The organism is Dyella thiooxydans (genome assembly GCF_001641285.1).
GTDB classification, from domain to species: domain Bacteria; phylum Pseudomonadota; class Gammaproteobacteria; order Xanthomonadales; family Rhodanobacteraceae; genus Dyella_A; species Dyella_A thiooxydans.
Genome location: NZ_CP014841.1, coordinates 2,856,236 through 2,878,189 on the forward strand (window position 1 = coordinate 2,856,236; position 21,954 = coordinate 2,878,189).

General features: G+C 70.2%; 20 protein-coding genes. 8 read left to right on the forward strand and 12 right to left on the reverse strand.

Going from position 1 to position 21,954, the window contains the following annotated elements; genetic code table 11:
• Positions 1–8: 8 nt before the first annotated feature.
• Entirely contained in the window at positions 9–1,616 is a 1,608-nt protein-coding gene (locus ATSB10_RS12960; protein WP_083966213.1) for a diguanylate cyclase domain-containing protein, read from the forward strand.
• A 24-nt stretch (positions 1,617–1,640) separates the two neighbouring features.
• On the opposite strand, the gene pssA is transcribed toward ATSB10_RS12960, so the two are convergent.
• The 10 genes from pssA to ATSB10_RS13010 all read right to left on the reverse strand — a co-directional run bounded on the left by pssA (position 1,641) and on the right by ATSB10_RS13010 (position 12,123).
• Complete coding sequence (gene pssA / locus ATSB10_RS12965) at positions 1,641–3,041, reverse strand: CDP-diacylglycerol--serine O-phosphatidyltransferase (protein WP_063673198.1); 1,401 nt, start codon at positions 3,039–3,041, stop codon at positions 1,641–1,643.
• Positions 3,042–3,122: 81 nt separating this feature from the next.
• Positions 3,123–3,710, reverse strand: coding sequence for a hypothetical protein (locus ATSB10_RS12970; protein ID WP_063673199.1), 588 nt, complete (start codon positions 3,708–3,710; stop codon positions 3,123–3,125).
• Entirely contained in the window at positions 3,707–4,204 is a 498-nt protein-coding gene (locus ATSB10_RS12975; RefSeq protein ID WP_063673200.1) for an RNA polymerase sigma factor, read from the reverse strand. The genes ATSB10_RS12970 and ATSB10_RS12975 overlap by 4 nt, the downstream gene beginning before the upstream one ends.
• 6 nt (positions 4,205–4,210) lie before the next feature.
• A complete protein-coding gene (locus tag ATSB10_RS12980; RefSeq protein WP_063673201.1) occupies positions 4,211–4,951 on the reverse strand; it encodes a hypothetical protein in 741 nt (246 codons plus the stop codon).
• A gap of 101 nt (positions 4,952–5,052) precedes the next feature.
• The gene (locus tag ATSB10_RS12985; protein WP_063673202.1) at positions 5,053–6,081 is read right to left on the reverse strand and encodes an HlyD family secretion protein; all 1,029 of its coding nucleotides are present in this window, start codon (positions 6,079–6,081) and stop codon (positions 5,053–5,055) included.
• Between the two features lie 10 nt (positions 6,082–6,091).
• Positions 6,092–6,292, reverse strand: coding sequence for a DUF1656 domain-containing protein (locus ATSB10_RS12990; protein WP_063673203.1), 201 nt, complete (start codon positions 6,290–6,292; stop codon positions 6,092–6,094).
• A complete protein-coding gene (locus tag ATSB10_RS12995; RefSeq protein ID WP_063673204.1) occupies positions 6,282–8,390 on the reverse strand; it encodes an FUSC family protein in 2,109 nt (702 codons plus the stop codon). Before ATSB10_RS12995 ends, ATSB10_RS12990 begins: the two co-directional genes overlap by 11 nt.
• A 6-nt stretch (positions 8,391–8,396) precedes the next feature.
• Positions 8,397–8,891 carry a MarR family transcriptional regulator gene (locus tag ATSB10_RS13000; RefSeq protein WP_063673205.1) on the reverse strand — a complete coding sequence of 165 codons (495 nt, stop codon included), beginning with the start codon at positions 8,889–8,891 and terminating at the stop codon, positions 8,397–8,399.
• A gap of 89 nt (positions 8,892–8,980) precedes the next feature.
• Positions 8,981–10,351 carry a sigma-54-dependent transcriptional regulator gene (locus ATSB10_RS13005; protein WP_063673206.1) on the reverse strand — a complete coding sequence of 457 codons (1,371 nt, stop codon included), beginning with the start codon at positions 10,349–10,351 and terminating at the stop codon, positions 8,981–8,983.
• Positions 10,352–10,353: 2 nt separating this feature from the next.
• Entirely contained in the window at positions 10,354–12,123 is a 1,770-nt protein-coding gene (locus ATSB10_RS13010) for a sensor histidine kinase (protein WP_063673207.1), read from the reverse strand.
• A 269-nt stretch (positions 12,124–12,392) separates the two neighbouring features.
• Between ATSB10_RS13010 and ATSB10_RS13015 the strand changes: the two genes are divergently transcribed.
• From ATSB10_RS13015 to ATSB10_RS13045, 7 genes are all read left to right on the forward strand, one after another.
• Positions 12,393–13,502, forward strand: coding sequence for a hypothetical protein (locus tag ATSB10_RS13015; protein ID WP_157469234.1), 1,110 nt, complete (start codon positions 12,393–12,395; stop codon positions 13,500–13,502).
• A gap of 9 nt (positions 13,503–13,511) precedes the next feature.
• Complete coding sequence (locus ATSB10_RS13020; RefSeq protein WP_083966214.1) at positions 13,512–14,006, forward strand: hypothetical protein; 495 nt, start codon at positions 13,512–13,514, stop codon at positions 14,004–14,006.
• A gap of 167 nt (positions 14,007–14,173) precedes the next feature.
• Positions 14,174–14,908: a thermostable hemolysin gene (locus ATSB10_RS13025; RefSeq protein ID WP_063673209.1), complete on the forward strand. Its 735-nt coding sequence runs from the start codon at positions 14,174–14,176 to the stop codon at positions 14,906–14,908.
• Positions 14,908–16,398 (forward strand): AMP-binding protein, encoded by a 1,491-nt coding sequence (locus ATSB10_RS13030; RefSeq protein ID WP_063673210.1) that lies wholly within the window; start codon positions 14,908–14,910, stop codon positions 16,396–16,398. The genes ATSB10_RS13025 and ATSB10_RS13030 overlap by 1 nt, the downstream gene beginning before the upstream one ends.
• Complete coding sequence (locus ATSB10_RS13035) at positions 16,367–17,047, forward strand: iron-containing redox enzyme family protein (RefSeq protein WP_425478127.1); 681 nt, start codon at positions 16,367–16,369, stop codon at positions 17,045–17,047. Before ATSB10_RS13030 ends, ATSB10_RS13035 begins: the two co-directional genes overlap by 32 nt.
• Before the next feature lie 3 nt (positions 17,048–17,050).
• Positions 17,051–17,710, forward strand: coding sequence for a tetratricopeptide repeat protein (locus ATSB10_RS13040; RefSeq protein WP_063673212.1), 660 nt, complete (start codon positions 17,051–17,053; stop codon positions 17,708–17,710).
• Between the two features lie 18 nt (positions 17,711–17,728).
• On the forward strand, positions 17,729–18,532 hold the full coding sequence (locus tag ATSB10_RS13045; protein ID WP_063673213.1) for an SDR family oxidoreductase: 804 nt from the start codon (positions 17,729–17,731) through the stop codon (positions 18,530–18,532).
• 28 nt (positions 18,533–18,560) lie between these two features.
• On the opposite strand, the gene ATSB10_RS13050 is transcribed toward ATSB10_RS13045, so the two are convergent.
• Both ATSB10_RS13050 and ATSB10_RS13055 read right to left on the reverse strand, forming a co-directional pair.
• Positions 18,561–18,971, reverse strand: coding sequence for a DUF4156 domain-containing protein (locus tag ATSB10_RS13050; RefSeq protein ID WP_063673214.1), 411 nt, complete (start codon positions 18,969–18,971; stop codon positions 18,561–18,563).
• A 95-nt stretch (positions 18,972–19,066) separates the two neighbouring features.
• Positions 19,067–21,928 carry a M16 family metallopeptidase gene (locus ATSB10_RS13055; protein ID WP_063673215.1) on the reverse strand — a complete coding sequence of 954 codons (2,862 nt, stop codon included), beginning with the start codon at positions 21,926–21,928 and terminating at the stop codon, positions 19,067–19,069.
• Positions 21,929–21,954: the final 26 nt, after the last annotated feature.

Consider the following 21,954-nt stretch of genomic DNA (forward strand, 5'->3'; position numbering starts at 1 on the left):
AACATGCCATGAGTCGCCACTCCCCTTCCCGTGACGGTCCACCCGCCTCCGAAAGCCGCCCGCCGGCCGCCGCGCGCAACGCGCTTCAGACCGCGCTGGCCCGGCTTTACGACGAGCTCGAACACACGCGTACGGCGCTCGGCTCGCTGAGCGGGACGGACCTGAAGGAAGCCAATGCGGGGCTGGTGATCGCCGCGCTGCGCTCGGATGCGATCGCGGAAGACGCCCTGCGCAGCCTTTCCGAACTGGCACACCGCAGCCATCGCGACCTGCTCACCGGCATCCCCAACCGGGCCCTGATGCAGGAACACCTGGACGCGGCGATCGCGACGTCGCGACGCGCGCATGCGCATTTCGCGGTTTTTTTCGTCGACTTCGATCATTTCCGGCAGGTCAATCGTGGGCTCGGTCACGCCGCGGGTGACAAACTGCTGCAGTTGGGTGCCCTGCGGCTGGGTTCGGCGATACGCGACAGCGACACGCTGAGCCGCCACGGCGGCGATGAGTTCCTGGCCCTGGTCACCGGGCTCGACACGCCCGGGGATGCTGTTCCGGTGGCGCGCAAGATGCTCGCTGCACTGGCCGAACCGGCCAGCGTGGGTGGCCACCCGCTGGTCCTGTCGGCCAGCATCGGCATTGCCATCTACCCGGAAGATGGCGAGGACGCCGCCACCCTCGTCAAGCATGCCGATGCTGCCATGTATCGCTCCAAGAGCTCCGCTCCGGGTGGCTTCTGTTTCTTCCGCGAAAGCGACACGAGCGCTGGCCGCACAGACAGCACGGCCACCGTCGCGGCTGGTGCGGCCGCGGCCGCCCGTCTGGACGACCTGCGCGAAGCCAACACGGAACTGCTGATGGCCGCGCTGAAGGCACAGGAAGAGGAATTGCAGCTACGCCACGAGCAGCAACGGCAGGTCCGCTTCATGGCGATGGTCGCGCACGAGTTGCGGCATCCGCTGACGCCACTGAAGCTGGCTACCGACCTGCTGGCCGACGGGGACAGTCGCGACAGCGACGCGATGACGCGGCTGCATGCGATCATCAACCAGCAGGTGGCACACATGTCGCGGGTGATCGGCGACCTGCTCGACGGCACCCGCATCCATGCCGGCAAGCTGAAGCTACGTCGACAGACGCTGGATCTGGTGGCCCTGCTGGGTGCCGTGGCCGAGGGCTGCCGGCCGATGTTCCTGCGCCGCCAGCAGAGCTTGCGGTTGGCGCTGCCGCCGGGTCCGGTCAACTTCTACGGCGACCCGGTACGACTTACCCAGGTGTTCGGCAACCTGTTGGACAACGCATCGAAGTACAGCCCGGAAGGCGGGGAGATCGTGCTGGAACTGTGTCCCGGTGCGGGTACGCGGGTGGTCACCGTGAGCGACGCCGGTATCGGCATCGCGGCGGATGCCCTGGAAGCGGTCTTCGGCCTGTTTGTGCAGGACGAGCGCGCTGCGCCCCATGCGCAGGGTGGCATCGGTGTCGGCCTCGCGGTCGTGCGCGAGTTGGTGGAGGCCCATGGCGGCACCGTCACGGTAAGCAGCGACGGCATCGACCGCGGCAGCCGCTTCGTCGTTACCTTGCCGGATGGCGCGCCGGACGATGCCGCGCCCCCGGGTTAGCGGCGCAAGCGGCGATCGCAAGCATCACAGCAGCCGATTGACCAGCCGGTCCAGCCGCACCCGGCTCAGCCGGCGCAGCAGCTTGCGCACCGGCGCGGGGTAGTGCCGCGAGGTCTGCAGCGCGTGGTAGTCGTGCACCCGCTGCGCATGCCGCAGCAGCGCCGCCCATTCCCCCGCATGCTGTTCGTGCAGCAGGCCATGCGGGTCGCGCAGCACCAGCGCGTTTTCCAGATCCAGCGCCCAGGCGCGCGGATTGAGGTTGTTGCCGGTCAGCACCGCCACGTCGTCGTCGATGAACAGCCCCTTGAGGTGGTAGCTGTTGTCGGCGTGGCGCCACAGGTGCAGCGCCAGCTGGCCGCTGGCCAGATGCTTCTGGTGACGACGGGCGAAGCGGCGCAGGTTGCTCTCGTACAGATACGGCAACACGCCGATGGTGCGGAACGGCTGCTCCGGCGGGATGTAGAAGTCGTTGGCGACCTTGTCGCCGACCATGATCTCCACCGTGCAGCCGCGCCGCAGCAGCTGGCCGACCGCGGCGCGCACCGGCCGCGGCAGGTTGAAGTATGGGGTGAGCAGCACCACCCGCTCGCGCGCGCCGGCCAGCAGGGCGAGCAGGGTGTCGTTGAGTGCATTGGCGGTGCGGCCGAAACCGGCCAGCGGCGTCACCGCCACCGTGCCCTCGCCGACCGGCTCGTCCGGCACGTCGTAGCGCGCCTCGGCCAGCTGCTGGCGCAGCGCGCGGATCGCCGGCAGCAGGCTGGCGGTGGTCGGCACATCGGCCACGTTGAGGCGCGGCACGGCGGCCTGGCCGAGGAAATGCCGCTGCGCGAAACCGGCCATCGCGTCGGCCAACGGCGCATGACGCAGCAGGTGGTAGCGGTCCAGCCGGTAGCGACCGTGACGTTGCAGGTAGACGTTGTTGAAGCTGGCGCCGGAGTAAAGCACGGTGTCGTCGATCACCATGCCCTTCAGGTGCAGGACGCCGAACAGTTCGCGGTTCTGCACCGGCACGCCGTAGATCGCCACGCCGTCGCCGCGCTCGCGCGCCCAGGCGCGGTACATGCCGGCGTTGCCCTCGCTGCGCGCCTTGCCGATCAGCCCGCGCTGGGCGCGGTGCCAGTCGACGAACACCGCGATGTCGAGCATCGGCCGACGGGCCTTGGCCGCGTACAGCGCCTCCAGCACCTCGCGGCCGCCGTCGTCGTCCTCCAGGTACAGCGCCACGATGACGATGCGCCGCTCGGCCGCGGCGATCGCCGCCAGCAGGCGCTCGCGGTGGGCCGCTGGGCCGTCCAGCGTCTCGATCGCCGCTGCCGGCACCGCGAACGCCGGCATGCCGTCCAGCCGTGCCTGCCGGCGGGCGGCGCGGCCGAACGGCAGCAACCGCCGCACCACGCGGCCGGGCAGTCGGGTCAGTCGTTTCATCGCGGACAAGGATGGCGCCCCGGACGTCGTCACAAAGTGGCGAGCATGCCGGGAACGCCGTCGCAGGAAAAGGCGATGCGTTCAGCCAAGCTCCGATTGCATCTGCGCGATCCGTGCCAGCCGCCGGCGCTGGCGGCGGATGTACCAGAGGCAGAAGGCCACGCCGCCGAGCACGATCGGCGCATTGGCGACAACCTGCACCAGCAACAACCGGCGAAGGGCGGCATCGTGCAGCCACGCCGAGGGCTGCAGGGACGGCCAAGCCAGCACCGTCACGCCCACCAGCAGCGCGGCAAACCCCCATAGCTGTGCCTGCGCCAGACGGATGCCGGCCTTTGCACGGAGCGCGTCGAGCTGCAGGAGATCGGCCACGCGTGCGCCAGCGGCCCGCCACGTGCCCCGGCGCAACCACAGGGTGATCGACCACATCACCACCACCAACGCCGTGCCGCCGGCCGCAAACAGCTTCCAGCGCAGCGCCAGCCCCGGGTGGGCGAACAGCCAGCCGGTCTGGACCAGCGCACCGATCGCCGTGACGGTTTCGAACACCACCATTGCCAGCATCCGCCACCGCTTGGTCAGCGCGCGCCGGCGCAGGCGCTCGACATCCACCACCGGCTGGGTCCGCCACTGCGCGGCCCAGTCGCTCCACTCGTCGTGTGCACTCATGCCGTCCCTCCCAACTGTTCGCGCAGCGCCTGGCGGGCCCGACTCAGTCGCACGTCGACGGCATTGACCCGGATACCCAACGCGTCGGCGATCTCGGCGTGGCTGAAGCCTTCCAGCGCCAGCGTCACCGCCTGTCGCAACGCCAGCGGCAGCGCACGAACCGCCGCCTGCAGGCGAGCGCCTTCCTGCCGGGCATGAGCGTGTTGCTCCGGCGCGATGCCGGGGTCCGGCAGGTCCTCCGGAAACGCACCCGGACGTGGCCGACGCTGCTCTCCCAGTACGTGGCTAGCGCCGCGGTTGTGCGCGATCCTGGCCACGAAGGTGCGCAGGCCGGCCTCGCCGCGCCAGCGCGGCAAGGCGCGCCACAACGCCAGCGCGATCTCCTGCAGCAGGTCGTCGCGCAGGGCCGGATCCGCTTCGTAGCTGGCCGCGATGCGTGAGATCAGGCCGCCATGGGCCTGGAGTACCTCGGCGAACCGATTGCGTGCGCCCACGCCGCCTCAGCCCTCCGGCGGCGCACCGGCCAAGTCGCGCCAGGCGGCGTAGGCCAGCAGGGTGCCGAGCGGCAGCAACACGAGCAGCAGCGGCATCGCCCACGGGGAGGACAGGGCCACGGCGAACAGCACAAGCTGCGGCAGCAGCACCAGCGTGAAGGCCACGGCGTGCGCTGCCACCCGGTGCAGGCTTCCGGCCAGCGCCGCCAGCACACCCTCGCCACGAAACAGGAACAGTGGCGGCGCCAGCGTCAGCAACGTCGCGGGCACCAGCCCGGGCAGCATCAGTACGAACTCCATGCGGCGCGTCTGCAGCGCAGGATGATGCAGCAGGTGGCCGAGCACGACGGCATCCCAGACGACCGGGCCGTACACCGCTGTGGCCGCAGCCACCTGCACGGCAAACACGATCAGTCCCACGGCGGCGGCCAGCCCCCATAGCGCAGGCCAGCGCGGATGGCGCCAACCGGACCACAGGCAGGCGAAACGCAGCGGCTCGCCGCGCGCAAGCCGGTCCAGTCCGATCCAGACGCCAACCGCAAGCATCGGCACCACGGCCTTGGACAGGACGGTGCCGGCCAAGGGCACCAGTTGCAGCAGCGCCTCGGCGACCAGGCAGGCCAGGCTCAGCCCGACCAGCCGGAACGGCGCCCGTCGCCACAGGCGGAAGGCGTCGCGATACCAGCCAGTTGCTCGGGCCAGCGGCGAAATCGGGACGATGGAGACGGACGGTACGGCGCTGGACATGGTCGTTCCTTGATCGGGGTGGCTATCCGGTAGTCCTCCGCCGCGGGGAAAACCTTACATGCCATCGGGCAGGCCACCACCCCGAGCCGCCACCGTGCCGCTCAGCGCGCGTCGGCCAGCGCTGCTCCGGTGTCGCGATGCGGATGCACCACCAGGGTGGCGGTCATGCCGGCCGAGAGGACCGTGCCGGGCGGCAGGTGGTCGGCATCGATCGCCACGCGCACCGGCACACGCTGGGCCAGGCGTACCCAGTTGAAGGTGGGATTGACGTCGGCCAGGCCGTCGGCACCGGCGGGATTGTCCGCGTCGGTGATGCCGCGGGCGATACCCGTGATGGTGCCCTTCAGTGCCGCGCCGCCGGCCATCAGGCGGATGTCGACCGGGTCGCCCACGTGCAGCTGCGGCAGCTTGGTCTCCTCGAAGTAGCCGTAGACGTAGTAGCTGTGGCTGTCGACCAGGGCAAGCCGCGCAGCGCCGGCGGCGGCATAGTCGCCCGCGCGCAGGTCGAGGTTGGTGACATAGCCGTCGACCGGCGCGCGCACCTCGGTACGGGCGAGGTCCAGCTCGGCGCGATCGAGCGCGACCTGCGCCTGCTCGACCGCGGCCGCGGCCTGCTCCCGCGAGGCGCTGGCCTGGTGGCCGCTGGCCTGGGCCTGTTGCCAGGTGGCGCGTGCGGCGCTTGCGGTGGCGGCGGCATCGTTGCGGTCTTCCTGCGAGATCACGCTGCCGATGCGCTGGCGACGTTCGGCCTGGGCCGCGTACATCTCGTATTCGGCGTGGCGTGCGGCCGCACCGGCGGCCGCGGCGCTGATGCTGGCGCCGGCCGCGCGCGCGGCGGCCTCGGCGGCGGCGAGGTTGGCCTGCGCCTGATCCACCGCGTTGCGGAAACGCGCTTGGTCGACCACGAACAGCACGTCGCCCCTGCGGACCAACTGGTTGTCGTGCACGGCGACCGCGCTGACCAGCCCGGACACGTCCGGTGCCACGCGCACCACCTCGGCGCGCACGCGGCCGTCGCGGGTCCATGGCGAGTACAGGTAATGCTTCCACAGCGCGTGGCCGAGCACGAGCGCGAGCACGACGACGACGGAAGTGAGGGCGAAGCGGAACAGGGCGGGGACGATTTTCATGGGGCGGTACTCAACGGACCAGCAACAGCCCCGCGCCGCCGAACAGGCAGACGAACAGGGCCAGACGGAACAGCGAGGCGTGCCAGACGTGCCGGTACAGCCCGATCCGGCTGAGCAGCAGGTCCAGCAGCACCATCAGCAGCAGGCAGCCGACGAACACCGGCAACAGGCCGGGCATCAGCGCGCCGTAGAAGGCGATTTCACGAGGCATGGGCGGGCTCCTGCGCGGGCATCGCATGCACGGCGGCGAGCAGCGGCGACTCGTCGTCGCGCAGCGCGCTGCGCAACTGGTGGAGGTGATTGCGGGCGCGGCCGGGGGCCAGCGCGATGGCGGTGTCGACCGCACCGTCGGCCGCTTCCCACGCCGGCAGGCCGGGCTCGCGATAGAGCGCGCCGACCGCCTGCACGGCGACCTGGCAGGCGTCGCGTGCGGTGACCGGAAGCTCGCCGGCGGCGACGTCCTGGCGCAGTTCGATCAGCGCGCGGCCGGTCTCCTGCACCGCCAGCGACCAGGCCAGCAAGGTGCGCGACTCGGTACTGCGGGGGCGGGTGTTGGCGACCGCCTGCAGCAGCAGGTCCCGGCTGCGGCTCTCGAAGCGCCAGAGCAGGCCGTCCAGTGGCTCGGTCGCAGCCAGCCACACCAGCGTGCGCAGCCGGTGCAGCTGGCGGCGGCGCTGCCAGCCGGTGCCGGCCAGTCCGGGCAGCAGCATGAAGGCGGCGCCGGACAGGCCGAGGCCGGCGAGCTGCGCGATGGCGTCGTTGAAGAAATGCTCCGGCGCGTAGACCATCGGGTTCTTCAGCGCCAGGATGTAGACGAAGCCCAGCGTGTAGCCGGCGCCCACGCCCGGCAGCGTGTCGCGGGTGGACAGGTAGGGACCGATCAGCAGCAGCGGCAGGGTGCTGGCAATCAGCATGATGAAGCCGTCGCCGCCAGGCATCAGCACGAACACGGTGATCGCCGCACCGAGCATGCCGGCGGCATAGCCGACCAGGGTGTGCAGCACCGAGCCGATCGGGTTCGGCGACGCGGCCATCAGGCCACTGAAGATCGCCGCCAGCAGCATGGCGTTGGCGCCGAAGGTCCAGCCGCTGGCCAGCCAGAACACGCTCAGCGTGGCCATGGTCAGGAAGGTGCGCAGCACCGCCACGCCGACGCTTGCCAGGTCGCTGGAGCGGCTGAAGTGCACCTTCTCCACGCCACCCTTCACCGGGATGCCGGTACGCAGCGCGTGCTCGGTGGTGACGAAGATCGCCAGTTCGTCGACCAGCCGGGCAAGCAGCGCCGCGCCGGTGTCGAACTCGCGGCAGGCCGCGCCGTTGAGCTCCTGGCGCAGCGCCGCGGCACGCCCGGGCAGCGCCCGGGCGCACGCGTCGAGCTGCGGCGGCAGGGCATGCAGATCGTCATCCCCGGCGTGCCCCGGCGGCGGCGTCAGCGCCGCGGCCAGCGGGCGGTAGAGCGCGATCAGCGCGGCGGCGGCGGCCTCCCGCCCGCCGCGCTGCAGGCGGTTGATCAGGTGGTGCAGCGACTGGAAGCTGGTGGCTGCGGCCATGTAGCGCTGGTTGAGCAGGCGCATCCGGCGGCTGCGCAGGCGTACCTCCGGATCCTCGAAGATCACCGACGAGCGCAGGTCCTCCAGTTGCACCGCCGCGCGCACCGAGGCGAGCTGGGCGTCCTGCATCGCCTGTCGCGGGATCCGCCCGGCGGTGCTGTTGCGCAGGAACGCCACGAATTTCGCAAAGTGCGCGCGGGCTTCGCGGCGCAGGATCGGCCGCAGCCGCTCCGGCAGCACCAGTTCGCTGACCAGTGCCGACACGCCGATGCCGAGCAGCACTTCGCTCACCCGCATCACCGCCGAATCGAACACGCCGTAGGGGTTGGCGATCGCCGGCAGCGCCACGATCGCCGCGGTGTAGCCGGCCAGCACGAAGCCGTAGGCCATGAAGTTGCGGTAACGCAGCGCGCCGCCGGCGCACAGCGCCACCCACAGCGAGAGACTCAGCAGGAACAGCTCGCGCTGCTGCGGGAACGCCGACATCAGGACCAGCCCGACCAGGCTGCCGACCAGGGTGCCGATCGTGCGGTAGAAGCTCTTCGCCAGCACCATGCCGCTGTGCGGGTGCATCACGATCGCCACCGTGATCATGGTGGTCGAGGGTTGCTCCAGTTGCAGCCACATCGCCAGCCAGGCGCCCAGGTAGATCGCCAGCACGCTCTTGCCCACGAACAGCCAGGCGTGCGCCTCGCCGGCCAGCAGCTCACGCAGCCAGGGGCGTTCGGCAATCGGGAGGGCGGCGGGAACGGCGGCCATGGCGCATCAGCCCTGCTCGAGCCCGTCGAGGAATTTCTTCAGCAGCTTTTCCAGCTGCGCCAGTTCGCGCGGCTGCAGCGTGGCGGTCTGCCGCGCCAGCAGATCGCAGATGCCCGGCAGGAAGCTCTTGATCATCGCCAGCCCCGCGTCGGTGAGGGTGAGCGCGACCTTGCGGCGGTCCTCGTCGCTGGTGGTGCGCTCGACCAGCCCTTTCGCACACAGACCGTCGGTGAGCCGGGTGATGTTGGCCGACTTCTCCCCGGCCGCCTCGGCCAACTGCGAGGGGTTGAGCGTGTACCCCTCGGTGCCGTACAGCATCATCAGCAGGTTGTATTCGGGATGGTTGATGCCGAACGGCTTGAGCAGCGCATTGGCGTCGTCGTGCACCCGCTTGTGGATGTGCTTGACCAGGCGCACCACCACCGCCGGCTCGCGGGGAAACGCCGGGTACTGCCGACAGGTGACGGCGAGGCGCTGCTCGGTCGGGGCAAAGCTGCTCATGGCGGGCTCCATCGGGGACGACCCGGCAAGTATTACATAAATGTATTATCTATTTATGAACAAAGTGCCGCCCGCCGGCGAACCCGCCCTCACAGCCCGTAGCGCTTGAGCTTGTACCAGAGCGCCCGCTCGCTGATTTCCAGCAGCCGCGCCGCGGCCGCCTTGTTGTTGCCCGAGCGCTCCAGCGCTGCGCGGATCAGCCGCGACTCCAGCGTCTCGACGTGCGATTTCAACGAGAGGTCGGCGGGGGCCGCGACCGCGTCTTCCGCCGCGGCGACAGGCGCGGCCGGACGCGTGCCGGCGATCTCGCCGGGCAGGTGCTGCAGCGTGACCTCGTCGCCCCGGCACAGCACCACAGCCCGCTCCATCAGGTTTTCCAGCTCGCGCACGTTGCCCGGCCAGGCATAGCGCTCGAGCCGGGCCAGCGCCGTCTCGTCCAGTCGCGGCGCCGGACGGCCGAGCTCGCGCGCGTACTGCTGCAGGAAATGCGCGGCCAGCAACGGGATGTCGCCGTGCCGGTCGCGCAGCAGCGGCACGTCGATCCGCACCACGTTGAGGCGGAAATACAGATCGCGGCGCAGCAGTCCCTCGTCCACCGCCGCCTGCGGGTCGCGGTTGGTGGCGGCAACCACGCGCAGGTCGACCGGGATCGCCGCATTGCTGCCGAGGCGCTCGATCACCCCCTCCTGCAGCACGCGCAGCAGCTTGGCCTGCAGCGCCAGCGGCATCTCGGTGATCTCGTCGAGGAAGATGGTGCCGCCGGAGGACAGCTCGCACTTGCCGACGCGGTCGCGCAGCGCGCCGGTGAAGGCGCCCCGGGCGTGGCCGAACAGTTCGCTCTCCAGCAGTTCGGCGGGGATCGCCGCGCAGTTGATCGGCACGAACAGCCCGCTGCGCCCGGACGCTTCGTGCAGCGCCCGCGCGACCAGCTCCTTGCCGGTGCCGGTCTCGCCGACCACGAACACGTTGCTGCGCGCCGGCGCGACCTGGCCGATCAATTCGTACAGCTGGCGCATCGGCGCGCTGGTGCCGATGAATCCGCCCCAGCCGCGCGCCAGTTCGTCGCGCAGGAAGCGGTTCTCCAGCTGCACCGCGCGCATCGCCAGCACGCGCGATACCGCCAGCTCGATCGTCTCGATCTCGAACGGTCGCAGGATGTAGTCGACCGCCCCGAGCTTCATCGCCGCCACCGCGGTCTCGATGGTGCCGTAGGCGGTCAGCACGATCACCGGCACGTCCTCGCCACGCTCGCGCAGCGCCTCCAGCAGCGCGATGCCGTCCATGTTCGGCATGCGCAGGTCGCTGAGCACCAGGTCGAACGCACCGCGCTCGATCGCCGCCAGCGCCTCGCGGCCGTCGCCGGCCTGCTCCACCTCGTGGCCGAGGTTCTTCAGCGACAACTCGAGGATGCGCCGCATCTTCGGTTCGTTGTCGACCACCAGGATCCGCTTTGCGCTCATGGTCACCTGTTCTGCGGAGATGGGAATCGGATGTTGAATGCGGCGCCGCCCCAGGCACTCTCACCGACCGAGATCTCGCCGCCGTGCACATGCACGATCTGCTGCACGATGGTCAGGCCCAGGCCGATGCCGCCCTCGCGCCGGCTGAAGAACGGATCGAAGATGCGCTCGCGCAGCTCCACCGGAACGCCCGGCCCGTTGTCGGCCACGCTGACCCATACCGAGTCTTCGTCGCGATGCGTGCTGACCACGATGGTGCCGCCATGCGGGACGAAAGACAGGGCGTTGAGCACGAGGTTCAACAGCACCTGCATGATCTGCTCGCGGTCGCAGTCCAGCACGATCGCCGGTTCCGGCAGGTCCTTGCGCAGGCTCACGCCGGCGCTCCCGGCGCGCGAGGCGAGCAGGCCGAGCACGCCCTCGATGATCGCGTGCAGGTCATGCGGACGGAACTCCGGCGGCGACGGCCGCGCGCATTCCAGCAGCATCGTCACCAGCCGGTTGAGCCGCTCGGTCTCGCTGAGGATGAAGCCGACCAGCTCGTGCTCGCGCGCGCCGAGCCCGGCCTCGCGCTGCAGCAGCTGCGCGGAGCTGCGCAGGATGCCCATCGGCGTGCGCACCTCGTGCGCCATGATCGCCGCCATCTCGCCGACCACCGCCAGCTTGCCGGCCCGCACGATCTGCTCGCGCGAGCGCTCCAGCGCCTCGATCATCTCGACGTAGGCGCGATGCAGCTCCACCACCTCGGTGATCGTGGTCGCCGGCATCGGCGGGGGCTGCGATTCGCCCTGGCGGAAGCCGCGCGCGAACCCGGTCAGCGCCACCACCGGCCGGGCGATGCGGTCGGCCAGCCGGGTGGAGATCCAGATACCGGCCAACACGGTCAGCGAGAGCACGCCGAGCAGGGTCCAGAACAGTCGCCACACCGGGCGGAACGACACCGCGGTCGGCTCGACCATCACCAGGTGCCAGCCCAGCCCGGCAAACTGCTGGTAGCCGGCCGACGTGGCCGCACCCACCAGCAGGTTGCCCAGCCCGAGCGCGCGGCCGTCGTGCTGGTAGGAGGTCGCCTGGCCGGCGGGCGGCAGCGTCCAGCCATCCAGCCGTACCGCGCGGTTGGCCGCCGCGCCGCGCAACGCCCGCGACCGTGCGATCACGGAGCCATCCGCGTCCAGCAGCAGCACATCGCGCGTGGTGTCGCGCGCCGCCTCGTCCAGCAGGCCCTGGATGGCGCGCCAGTCCAGCCACACGTAGAGGTAGCCGATGTCGCCGCTGCCGAACGCATTGGGAATACGCGTGCGCAGCAGCGCGCGATGATCGTCGCCATCGGTATCCACGGCGATCTGGACGTCACCGCCCGCCCCGCCCGGCAGCGCCCGCCAGACGACGGTGCGCGGCGCGGGCTGGCCGATCAGCGCCGGGTCGCTCGACGCGATTACCCGGCCGTCCGCTCCGGTACACAGCAACGCCCGGTAGATCTCGGCCTGGCGCGCGCGCAGGTCGGAGAGGAAATGGGACAAACGCTTGTCGACGTCATCGACACGGATGTCCTGCATGACCTCCACCGAGCGCCACACGCGGAGGTTCTCCACCCGCGCGGAGAGGAAGGTGTCGATGCGTTCCATCACGGTGCTGGCGCCGAACTGCAGGTTGCCCGCGATCTCGTTCTGCAGCGCGCCCCGGAACTCGTGGAAGGACAGCCCACCGACCACCACCACGGTGCCGAACAGCATGCCCAGCAGCAGGCGCAACAGCAGCCGCCGGGTGGTCATGGGCGGCCGGGTCGATCGATGAATAGGGCACCGCAGGGCATGGTTGAGCGGTTCGTGCGCTTGGCTTGGCCGTCGTTTTCGAGTGTGGCCGATGGCGCGCGGCAACGGCAAGCTCCATCCCGGACCGCTTTGCCGGCGCCGGCGCGGATGTCCCAGAATCACCGGGCACGGGCAGGTCCGGGCGGCTGTGAGCCAGGCGAAAGCCTGTCTGGACGATCCTTCGCCACCTTCGGTCCGGTTCGCCGCGACATGCCCACCAGGTGTCCATGATGAAGATCCCAGACATGCCGCCCGCGCGGCGCGCCCCGCTGGCAGCCGCCCTGCTCGCCGGCTGCATGCTCGTCGCGACGGCAGGGGCCCATGCCGCCGATACCGACGCCTGGTCCACCGCGCCTTACTCGCTCGGCCAGGGCCTGTATTTCCCGGCCCAGGGCCTGCGCCTGGGTGGATACGCCAACCTGCAGTACTACGACGTGGCCAATGAGCCGCCCACGTTGAACACCCGCGACATCAGCCTGTTCGTCACCAAGGACCTGGGATCGCGCGCGCAGCTGTTCACCGAGCTGGACGCCGGCGACGCGGTCCAGCTCGGCGGATCGCACTCGAACCGGAAGCACGGCGAGCTGGACGTCGAGCGGCTGTACGTGGACTACCGCGCCAATCCGTGGCTGAACCTGCGCCTGGGCAAGTTCCTCACCCCCGTCGGGCAGTGGAACCAGGTGCATGCCGACCCGCTGACCTGGACCGTGTCGCGCCCGCTGGCCACCTCGTCCGCGTTTGCGCGCCACGCCGCCGGAGCGATGGCGTTCGGCACGGTGACGACGCACGGCCACGATCTCGACTACTGGCTGTTCGCCGACGACAGCCGCGATTTCGACGTCGGCCCCGACCAGGATCGCGCCTACGCCGCCTCCGGCACGGACCTGCCCAACCGCAACAATTTCCGTCATGCCTTCGGCGGGCGGGTGCTGTGGCACGCCCGCGGGGACCGCTTCACGCTCGGCATGTCGGTGCTCGGCTACCGGCTCGATGCGCCGCGCCAGAGCTACCGCCTGGTGGGGCTGGACTTCGGCTGGAGCGGGCGCTACTTCAGCCTGGACGGCGAAGGGATCTACCGCGAAGGCGGCAGCCCGGGACAGCCGGCGGAGACCGGCGGCTTCGTCGAGGCGGAGGTGCCACTGGCCCAGCGGCTCTATCTGGTCGGCCGGCTGGAGCGCTACCGCACGTCGGCGCCTGCGCAGACGGTGACCCTGCGCACGCTGGCGCTCAACTTCCGGCCGGTGCCGGGGCTGGTATTCAAGCTCGAGCATCGCGACGGCAACCGCAGCACCGAGCTGGCGCCGGCCGGCTGGCTGGCCTCGTTCGCGGTGCTGTTCTGAGCGATGCGGATGCGTTCGCACCGGCTGGCCTGGATCGCGGCGCTGACCCTGCTGCCGCTGGCCGCGCCGTGTCCGGCGGCCAGCACGGATGCGGTGCGCCTGGTGGTCATTGCATCAGCCAGCCAACCGCTGAAGCTGGCGCCGGACCGCGACGACCTGCGCAACATCTACCTGAAGAAGATCTTCATCGACGACGACGGCCGGCGGCTGATCCCGGTGAACCTCCCCCCCGGGACGCCGCTGCGTGCGCTGTTCGCCAGCCGGCTGATCGGCATGGGCGAGCCGCAGCTGGCGGACTACTGGAACCGGCAGTACTTCCAGGGCGTGAGCCCACCCTACGTGCTGGCGTCGCAGCAGGCCGTGGTCCGTTTCGTGGCCACCACGCCGGGGGCGATCGGCTATATCGCCTCGTGCCATCTCGACGAGCGGGTCCGGGTGCTGCTGGTGGTCGACCCGGCGATCGATCCCGCCGCCGCCGGCTGCGGGGAACCGGCCGCGCACTAGCGCCGCCCGATCCGACAATCCGTGCAGACATTTTTTGCGCACTGCAAGCTTTGCGCTGTGGGGGAGCCGCCCCGAATCGCCGGGAATTCCCTTTCGCATCAGCGGACTGAGCGGATGGCACGGGATTGGCAAAGAAGCACCCGACCGTTCCCCGCCGGCGAGTGCCCATGCCCCGATCCGAGCTCCCCGCTCCCCCCGAACCGTGCATCCTGGACAGCGTCCAGCCGCTCCTGCTCGAACTGAAGACGTCCGTCCGGGCCGAGGTGGTCACCGTCGACCACCCCGGCCGCGCGGCATGCGAGGGCTTCGTGCACGACGTGTTCGCGGCCCGCTATCGCGCCGACGTGCAGTCGTTCTATCCGGACCTGCTGGAATACCGCGACGACGAACGGCAGCGCGCCGTGGTGGGCATGCGGCAGGCCTCCCTGGGGCCGCTTTTCGCCGAACGGTATCTGGGCATGCCGGCCGACGAGGCGATCGGCGACCGCTTCGGCCAGGCCATCGCCCGTGACGAGCTGGTCGAGGTGGGCAATCTGGCGCTGGAGAACCCGGGCGACGCGCGCTGGGTGATCGCCGCGACGATCCAGTTCCTGCACGAGGCCGGCTATCGCTGGGTGCTGTTCACCGCGACCCGCGTGCTGGTGAACACCTTCCAGCGGCTGGGCATGCGGCCGATGCCGCTGGCCGCCGCCCGTCCGGACAGCCTCGGTCCGCAGGCGCTGCAGTGGGGCGACTACTACCGCACGGCGCCGCTGGTCTGCGCCGGACCGATCGCTTCCGGTTTCCGCAAGCTCCATCGACCCGGTGCCACTTCACAGCCCCGCCTGGACGAGCTTCTCGCCGGCATGACGCGGCTCGCGCGGCGGCTGCGCGACGACGATCCGCAGCGGGAGGAAGGCTGATGCGCGGGATCCTGCGCCGGATCGGCGAGCACGCGATCACCCGTCCCCTGCACGTGGCGCTGCAGGACGAGCACACCGCTCTCACCTACGCCGAGCTGACCCAGGAGATCGACCTCGCCGTGGAGGCCATCGGTGGCGGGCGGGTGGCGCTGTGGATGGACAACAGCTGCGCATGGGCGGTGATCGATCTCGCCCTGGCCCGCCAGGGCGCGGTGGCCGTGCCGGTACCGCCATTCTTCTCCGCCGGGCAGGTCGGACATCTGCTGGCCGATGCGCGACCCGACCTGCTGGTGACCAACCAGCCGGACCCGGTCGGCGCAATGCTGGGGCGACGACCGGCGCGACGACTGAGCATTGCCGGACAACTGGTCTCCGTGTTCGAACTGGCCGTGGCAGCGCCTCCCGCGCTGCCGCCGGGCACCGCCAAGATCACCTACACCTCCGGCACCACCGGCCAGCCGAAGGGCGTGTGCTTGTCCGCCCAGGCGATCGGCCGCGTCGCGCAGGCGCTGGGCGAGGCGGTGGGCGGCACGGAGGCGGATCGCGCGCTCTCGCTGCTGCCGCTGTCGACGCTGCTGGAGAACATCGGCGGCCTCTACGTGGCACTTGCCGCCGGCGGCACGGCCTGTGTGCCGTCGCTGGCCAGCTGCGGCTTCGAGGGCTCCAGCTCGGTGCGGGCGGAACGCTTCGTCGCCGCCCTGCACGGCTACGCGCCCACCGCGACGATCCTGGTGCCGCAGCTGCTCAAGCTGCTGGTCGAGAGCGTCGCCACCGGCGCGCCGGCGCCGGACAGCCTGCGCATGCTGGCGGTCGGTGGCGCGCCCTGCGCCCCCCACCTGATCGAGCGGGCATGGGAGCTCCGCCTCCCGGTGCATGAGGGATACGGACTGTCCGAATCGGCTTCGGTGGTGAGCCTCAATCCGCCGGGCGCGCTGCGGCCGGGCAGCGTCGGCCGGGTGTTGCCGCACGTGCAGGTACAGCTGGCCGACGACGGCGAGATCCTGGTCGCGGGCAACCTGTTCGAAGGCTACCTGGGAACCGCCGCCACACCGCCGTCGCCCTGGCCCACCGGCGACCTCGGCTACCTCGACGACGACGGCTACCTGTACCTCACCGGGCGCAAGAAGACCGCCTATGCCACCGCCTTCGGCCGCAACGTCGCCCCCGAATGGGTGGAGAGCGAACTCACCGCCAGCGGCGAGATCCTGCAGGCCGTGGTGTTCGGCGAGGGTCAGCCGCACAACGTCGCGCTGCTGGTGCCGCATCCGGCCACCACCCCCGCCCGCCTCGCCGCAGCCGTGGCCCGCGCCAATGCCGCGCTGCCCGACTACGCGCGGATCGCTGCCTGGCGCGCGCTCGACGCCCCGTTCACCCCAGCCAATGGCCAGGCCCGCCCCTCCGGCGGCCTGGTCCGCGATGCCATCGCCCGCCATCACGCCCCGCTCCTGGAAACCCTGTATGCAAGCGAAGCCCGACATGAACGTGCATGACCGCCTGGTGCTGGAGACCGAAGCCAGTCGCCAGGCCTTCCTCGCCATCCCGATCATCCGGCGCGCGCTGACCGGCCAGGTCAGCCGCGAGGAGTACCTGCGCTTCCTGCAGCAGGCCTACCACCACGTGCACCACACGGTGCGGCTGATGATGGGCATGGGCTACTTCCTGCCTGAGCGGCTGCACTGGATGCAGCCGGCGATCGCCGAGTACATCGCCGAGGAGATCGGCCACGACCAGTGGATCCTCGACGACATCGACGCCATCGGCGGCGACGGCGAGGCGGCCCGCCGCAGCCCGCCCGGCGCGGCGGTGGAACTGATGATCGCCTACGCCCACGACACGCTCTGCCGCGGCAATCCGGTCGGCTTCCTCGGCATGGTGTTCGTGCTGGAAGGCATCAGCGCGGCGCTCGCCAGTCGGGCCGCCGACGCGATCCAGCAGGCGCTCGCGCTGCCCAAACAAGGATTGCGCTACCTGAGCTCGCACGGCGCGCTCGACCAGGAGCACGTCGGCTTCTTCGAGCAGCTGGTGAACCGACTCGAGGAGGACGCCGACCAGGCTGCGCTGATCCACGCCGCCAACCGCTTCTACGCGCTGTATGGCGCGATGTTCCAGTCCATCGACCACCCGACTGCCGGGAGCTGAGCCATGACCGCCAAACCCCTGTTCCTGCCCTTCGTGGTGATGCTGGCGCTGGCGATGGTGTCGACCTGCGTCGGGGCCGCGCAGCTCCCCGCCAACCTTGAAGACATCGCCCACACCTGGGCCCACGTGACGTACGAGGTCCCGCCCGCCGACCAGGATGCCGCCTATCAGGCACTGGAGGCGCGCGTCGAAAGACTGGTGCAGGCGAACCCCGCCGACGCCGACGCCGACGCCAAGGTGTGGCTGGCGATCATCCTCAGCACGCACGCCGGAGAACACGGCGGACTGGGCGCACTGGGCATGGCCAAGCAGGCGCGCACGCTGCTCGAGCAGGCGCAGGCGATCCGGCCGGATGCGCTGGACGGCTCGATCTACACCACGCTGGGCAGCCTGTACGACCACGTGCCAGGCTGGCCGCTCGGCTTCGGCGACAAGGACAAGGCCCGCGCCCTGCTGCTCAAGGCATTGCAGGTCAATCCGGACGGCATCGATTCGAACTATTTCTACGCCGACTTCCTGTACCGCCACGGCGATCGCGCCGGCGCGCTGGCCGCGGTGAAGAAGGCGCTGGCCGCGGCCCCGCGCCCGGACCAGCCGCTGGCCGACCGCGGCCGCCGCGCGCAGGCGGAAAAGCTGCTGCAGACCATCCAGTCAAACTCCTAGGCCGACGAGGTTCACATCATGCAACTGAGGGACAAACGGATCCTGCTGACCGGTGCGGGCGGCGGGATCGGCCGGGAGCTGGCGCCACTGCTGCTCGACGCCGGCGCCAGACTCTGCCTGACCAGCCGCAGCGATGCGTCCGCGGCCAGCATGGCCCACCACGTCCACACCCACCGCGATCGCGTGCTGGTGGTGCGGGCGGACGTGACCTTCGCCGCCGACCGCGAACGCCTGGTCGAGCGCATGCGCGCCGAGTTCGGCGGCATCGACATCCTGGTCAACCTGGCCGGCGCGCTGGATTTCGGCCTGTTCGCGGACGCGCAACCGGCAATGATTCCCCGGCTGCTGGCGGTGAACCTGGAAGCGCCCATGCAGCTGGCCCACGCGGTGCTCCCCGCGATGCTCTCGCAGGGCAGCGGCCGGATCGTCAACATCGGCTCGATCTTCGGCAGCATCGGCTACCCGGGCTTCGCTTCCTATTCGGCCACCAAGTTCGCCCTGCGCGGGTTCTCCCAGGCGCTTCGCCGCGAACTGCATGGCTCGGGCGTGTCCGTCACCTACGTCGCGCCACGCGCGGTGCGCACCGCCTTCAACCCGGTCGAACTGCACCTGATGGCCGCCGATGGACTCATGCACATGGACGATCCGCTGTGGGTCGCCGAGCAGATCGTGCGGGCCATCGAGTCCGGGCGACCCGAGGTCTACCTGGGCCAGCCGGAGTCCTTCTTCGCCCGGCTCAATGCCCTGCTCCCCGGCATGGTGGACCGGGGCCTGCGCAAGGTGGTGCCGTCGATCGCCAGGTTCGCCCGCGGCGCCGCCTGACGCCGCCGATGCGATCGCGCCCGCCGGCTCAGTGGCTCTTGATCGGGTAGGTCTGGAACCCGGCGGCGGGGACCGTCTGCGGGGCCGAGGCTGCGCTGGCCGGCGTATTGCCGGCGGGCGCGCCTGCACTGCCGCAGCGGTACGCGCCCCACGGCTGCGAACCATCCGCGGGCTCGGCCAGCGGCTTGATCGTGTCGGCATTCATCTTGGCCGCCTCGTTGCGCGCCATCACCTCGAGCTCGTCGCGCACCTTGATGTCGTTGCGGTCGATCGGGCCGACGTGATCCATCACCGACACGGTGACCTTGCCCAGGTCCTGGCATTGCGAGACATCGCCGTTCCATGCCGTGCGCACGGCCTTGCCGGCGTCGTCGAGGGTGATGCCCCAGGTGCACGCGCTGAGCAGCACGACAGGGACGAGCAGCAGGGTCTTGCGCATGGAGGGCTCCGCGATGGATGTCGAAAGGGCCGGGCAGTTGCCTGCCCGGCCCCAGATCGTACCGCGGGAATGCCTTCGCATTCCCCAACCGCGGCTTACTTGCCGCCGGCGACCGGCTTGCCGTCGGCGTCCAGCACCTGCATCGCGCCCAGATCGAGCTTCTCCAGCGGCGCACGGATCTTCGACAGGTCGCCGACAATCACCCAGGTCAGCTGGGACGGATGGATGATCTCCTTCGCCGCGTCGTTGACCTGCGCATCGGTCTGCGCGTCGATACGCGACTTCAGCGTCTGCACGTAGTCGTCCGGGCGGTGGTACAGGGCGATGTTCTGCAGCGCCCCCATCACCGCGGCCGTGGTCTGGTAGCTACCCGGCAGCGAGCGCACGTCGCCCACCTTGATCTTGTCGATCTCGGCGGCGGTCAGCGGCTTGTCGCCGACCACGCCGCGTGCCTCCTTCAGGATCTCGGCCACCGAATCGGCGGTCTTGTCGGTCTGCACCGGTGCGTACATCAGGAACGGCCGCTGGCCCTTGGCTTCGCGCAGGAAGCTGAAGGCGCCGTAGGCCCAGTGCTTGTCCTCACGCAGGTTCATGTTCAGACGCGAGGTGAAGGTGCCGCCGAACGCGCTGCTCATGGTTTCGATCGGCAGGTTGTTCGGTGCCTCGGTGGACGGCGCCAGCTCGCCGGCGAGAATCAGGCTCTGCTGCGCCCCGGGGCGGTCGACCAGGAAGACGCGCGGATGCACCGGCGGCGCCACCTTGCCGAGATAGCGCGGCGGCACCTTGCCGCTGGCCGTCCAGTCGCCGAACACCGCGTCGAGCTGCGGGACGATCTTGTCCAGCGTGGTGTCGCCGGCCACCAGGATGGTCACGTTGTCCGGGCGGATGTAATCGGCCATGAAGGCACGCATGTCGGCGGTGGTCAGCGACCTGATCGACGCCTCGGTGCCCGAGCCGGTGAACGGAATCGCATACGGATGGCCCTCGCCGTACAGCAGCGGCGGCAACGTGCGCAGCGCGATGCCGACCGGCTGGCTCTTCTCCTGCGCGATGCCGGCGAGCCACTGGCCGCGCACACGCGCCACGTCGGCGTCGCGGAACGCCGGGTGGCGCACGATGTCGGCAAACAGGTCGAGCGAAGGCTTGAGCTGGTCGTCCAGCGCGTTGAGCGAGGCGGTGCAGGCGTCGAGGCTGCAGCCGGTGTTGATCATCGCGCCCAGGCGCTGCTTGCGCTTGGCGATCTCGACCGAATCCAGCGACCGGGTGCCCTCGTCCAGCATGCCCATGGTGAAACTGGAGGTGCCGAGCTTGCGCCCGTGATCGGCGGCATAACCGCCGGCAAACTGCAGGGCAATCTGCACCGCCGGCACCGCATGGCGCTCGGCCAGCACCACCTGGATGCCGTTGGCCAGCTTGCCGCGCTGCAGGGCCGGGAAGGTCAGGTCGGGGAAACGCTCGACCTGCGGCACGCCCTTGGCGCGATCCACATCGCTCCTGACCACGTGGTAGTCGCCCTTCGGGCTGAGCTTCGGTGCCGGTGCACCGGATGCCGCGGGGCGACCGGCGACGGTGGCCATGTCGGCGGCATCGACCTTGCCCGGCACCACGGTGAGCGTGTAATCGCCGTGGCTGATCCACCGGTCCGCCGCGGCCTTCACGCTGGCCGGGGTGGCTGCCATCAGCGTCTTGAAATCCCTCTCGTACTGCCCCGGGTCACCCGAATAGAGCTGCCCCTGGGCCAGGATCGTGGCCTGCGTGTTCACCCGCTCCAGCCCACGCACGAAGGAGGCGCGCACCTCGGTCTTCACGCGGGCCAGTTCGTCGGCGGTGGGGCCGTCCTTGAGGAACCGGGCCCATTCGTCGGCGATGGCCGCTTCGACCCGGGCCGGATCGATGCCCTTCTTCACGTCCACCTGCAACTGGAACATGCTGGCCAGCACGTGCTGGTCGATGTCCACCGAGACGCTGTCGGCCAGCTTGTCGCGGTAGACCAGCCGCTGGTACAGCCGCGAAGTCTTGCTGCCGCCGAGCACCGATGCGGCCAGCTGCAGCTGGTTGAGTTCGTCGCTGGTGCGCGAAGGCACGTTCCACTCGCGGTAGATGCGGGTCTGCGCCACGTTGTCGGTCATCGTGCCGCGGGTCGACTGCTGGCGCGGCGCCACCCAGACCTGCGGGCGCGGGACCTGCGGGCCGGGCGCGATGTCGCCGAAGTACTTCTGCGCCTTTTCCTTCGCCTGTGCCACGGTGATGTCGCCGGACAGCACCAGCACGGTGTTGGCCGCGCCGTAGTAGCCGCGGAACCACTGCTTCACGTCGTCCAGCGAGGCCGCGTTGAGGTCGGCCATCGAGCCGATGGTGTCGTGATGGTAGGGGTGGTTGGCCGGGAACGCCTCGGCCTGGATCAGCTCGCTGACGCGGCCGTAGGGCTGGTTCTCGCCCTGGCGCTTCTCGTTCTGCACCACGCCGCGCTGCTCGTCGAGCTGCGGCTGGCCGATCGCGCCGAGCAGATGGCCCATGCGGTCCGACTCCATCCACAGCGCCATGTCCAGCGCCGTGGTCGGCACCGTCTCGAAATAATTGGTGCGGTCCAGCCAGGTGGTGCCGTTCATGTCGGTGGCGCCGGCCAGCTCGAACGGCTTGAAGTACTCGTCCTTGTGGTTCTCCGAGCCCTGGAACATCAGGTGCTCGAACAGATGGGCGAAGCCGGTCTTGCCCTTCGGCTCGTAGGACGAGCCGACGTGGTACCAGATGCTCACCGCCACCACCGGCGCCTTGTGGTCTTCGTGGACCACCACGGTCAGGCCATTGGGCAGGGTGAAGCGCTGGTAGGCGAGCTGCGGGATCTGAGCAGCGGCGGATGCCACCGCGACGCCATCGGCTGCTACACGAAGCGGGAGGGCGCCGGCGCCGAGGCTCAGCAATCCGGCGATCAGCAGGGCAAGCGGGGTCTTCGTCACGGCATCGGCTCCTTGGCGCAGGCGAG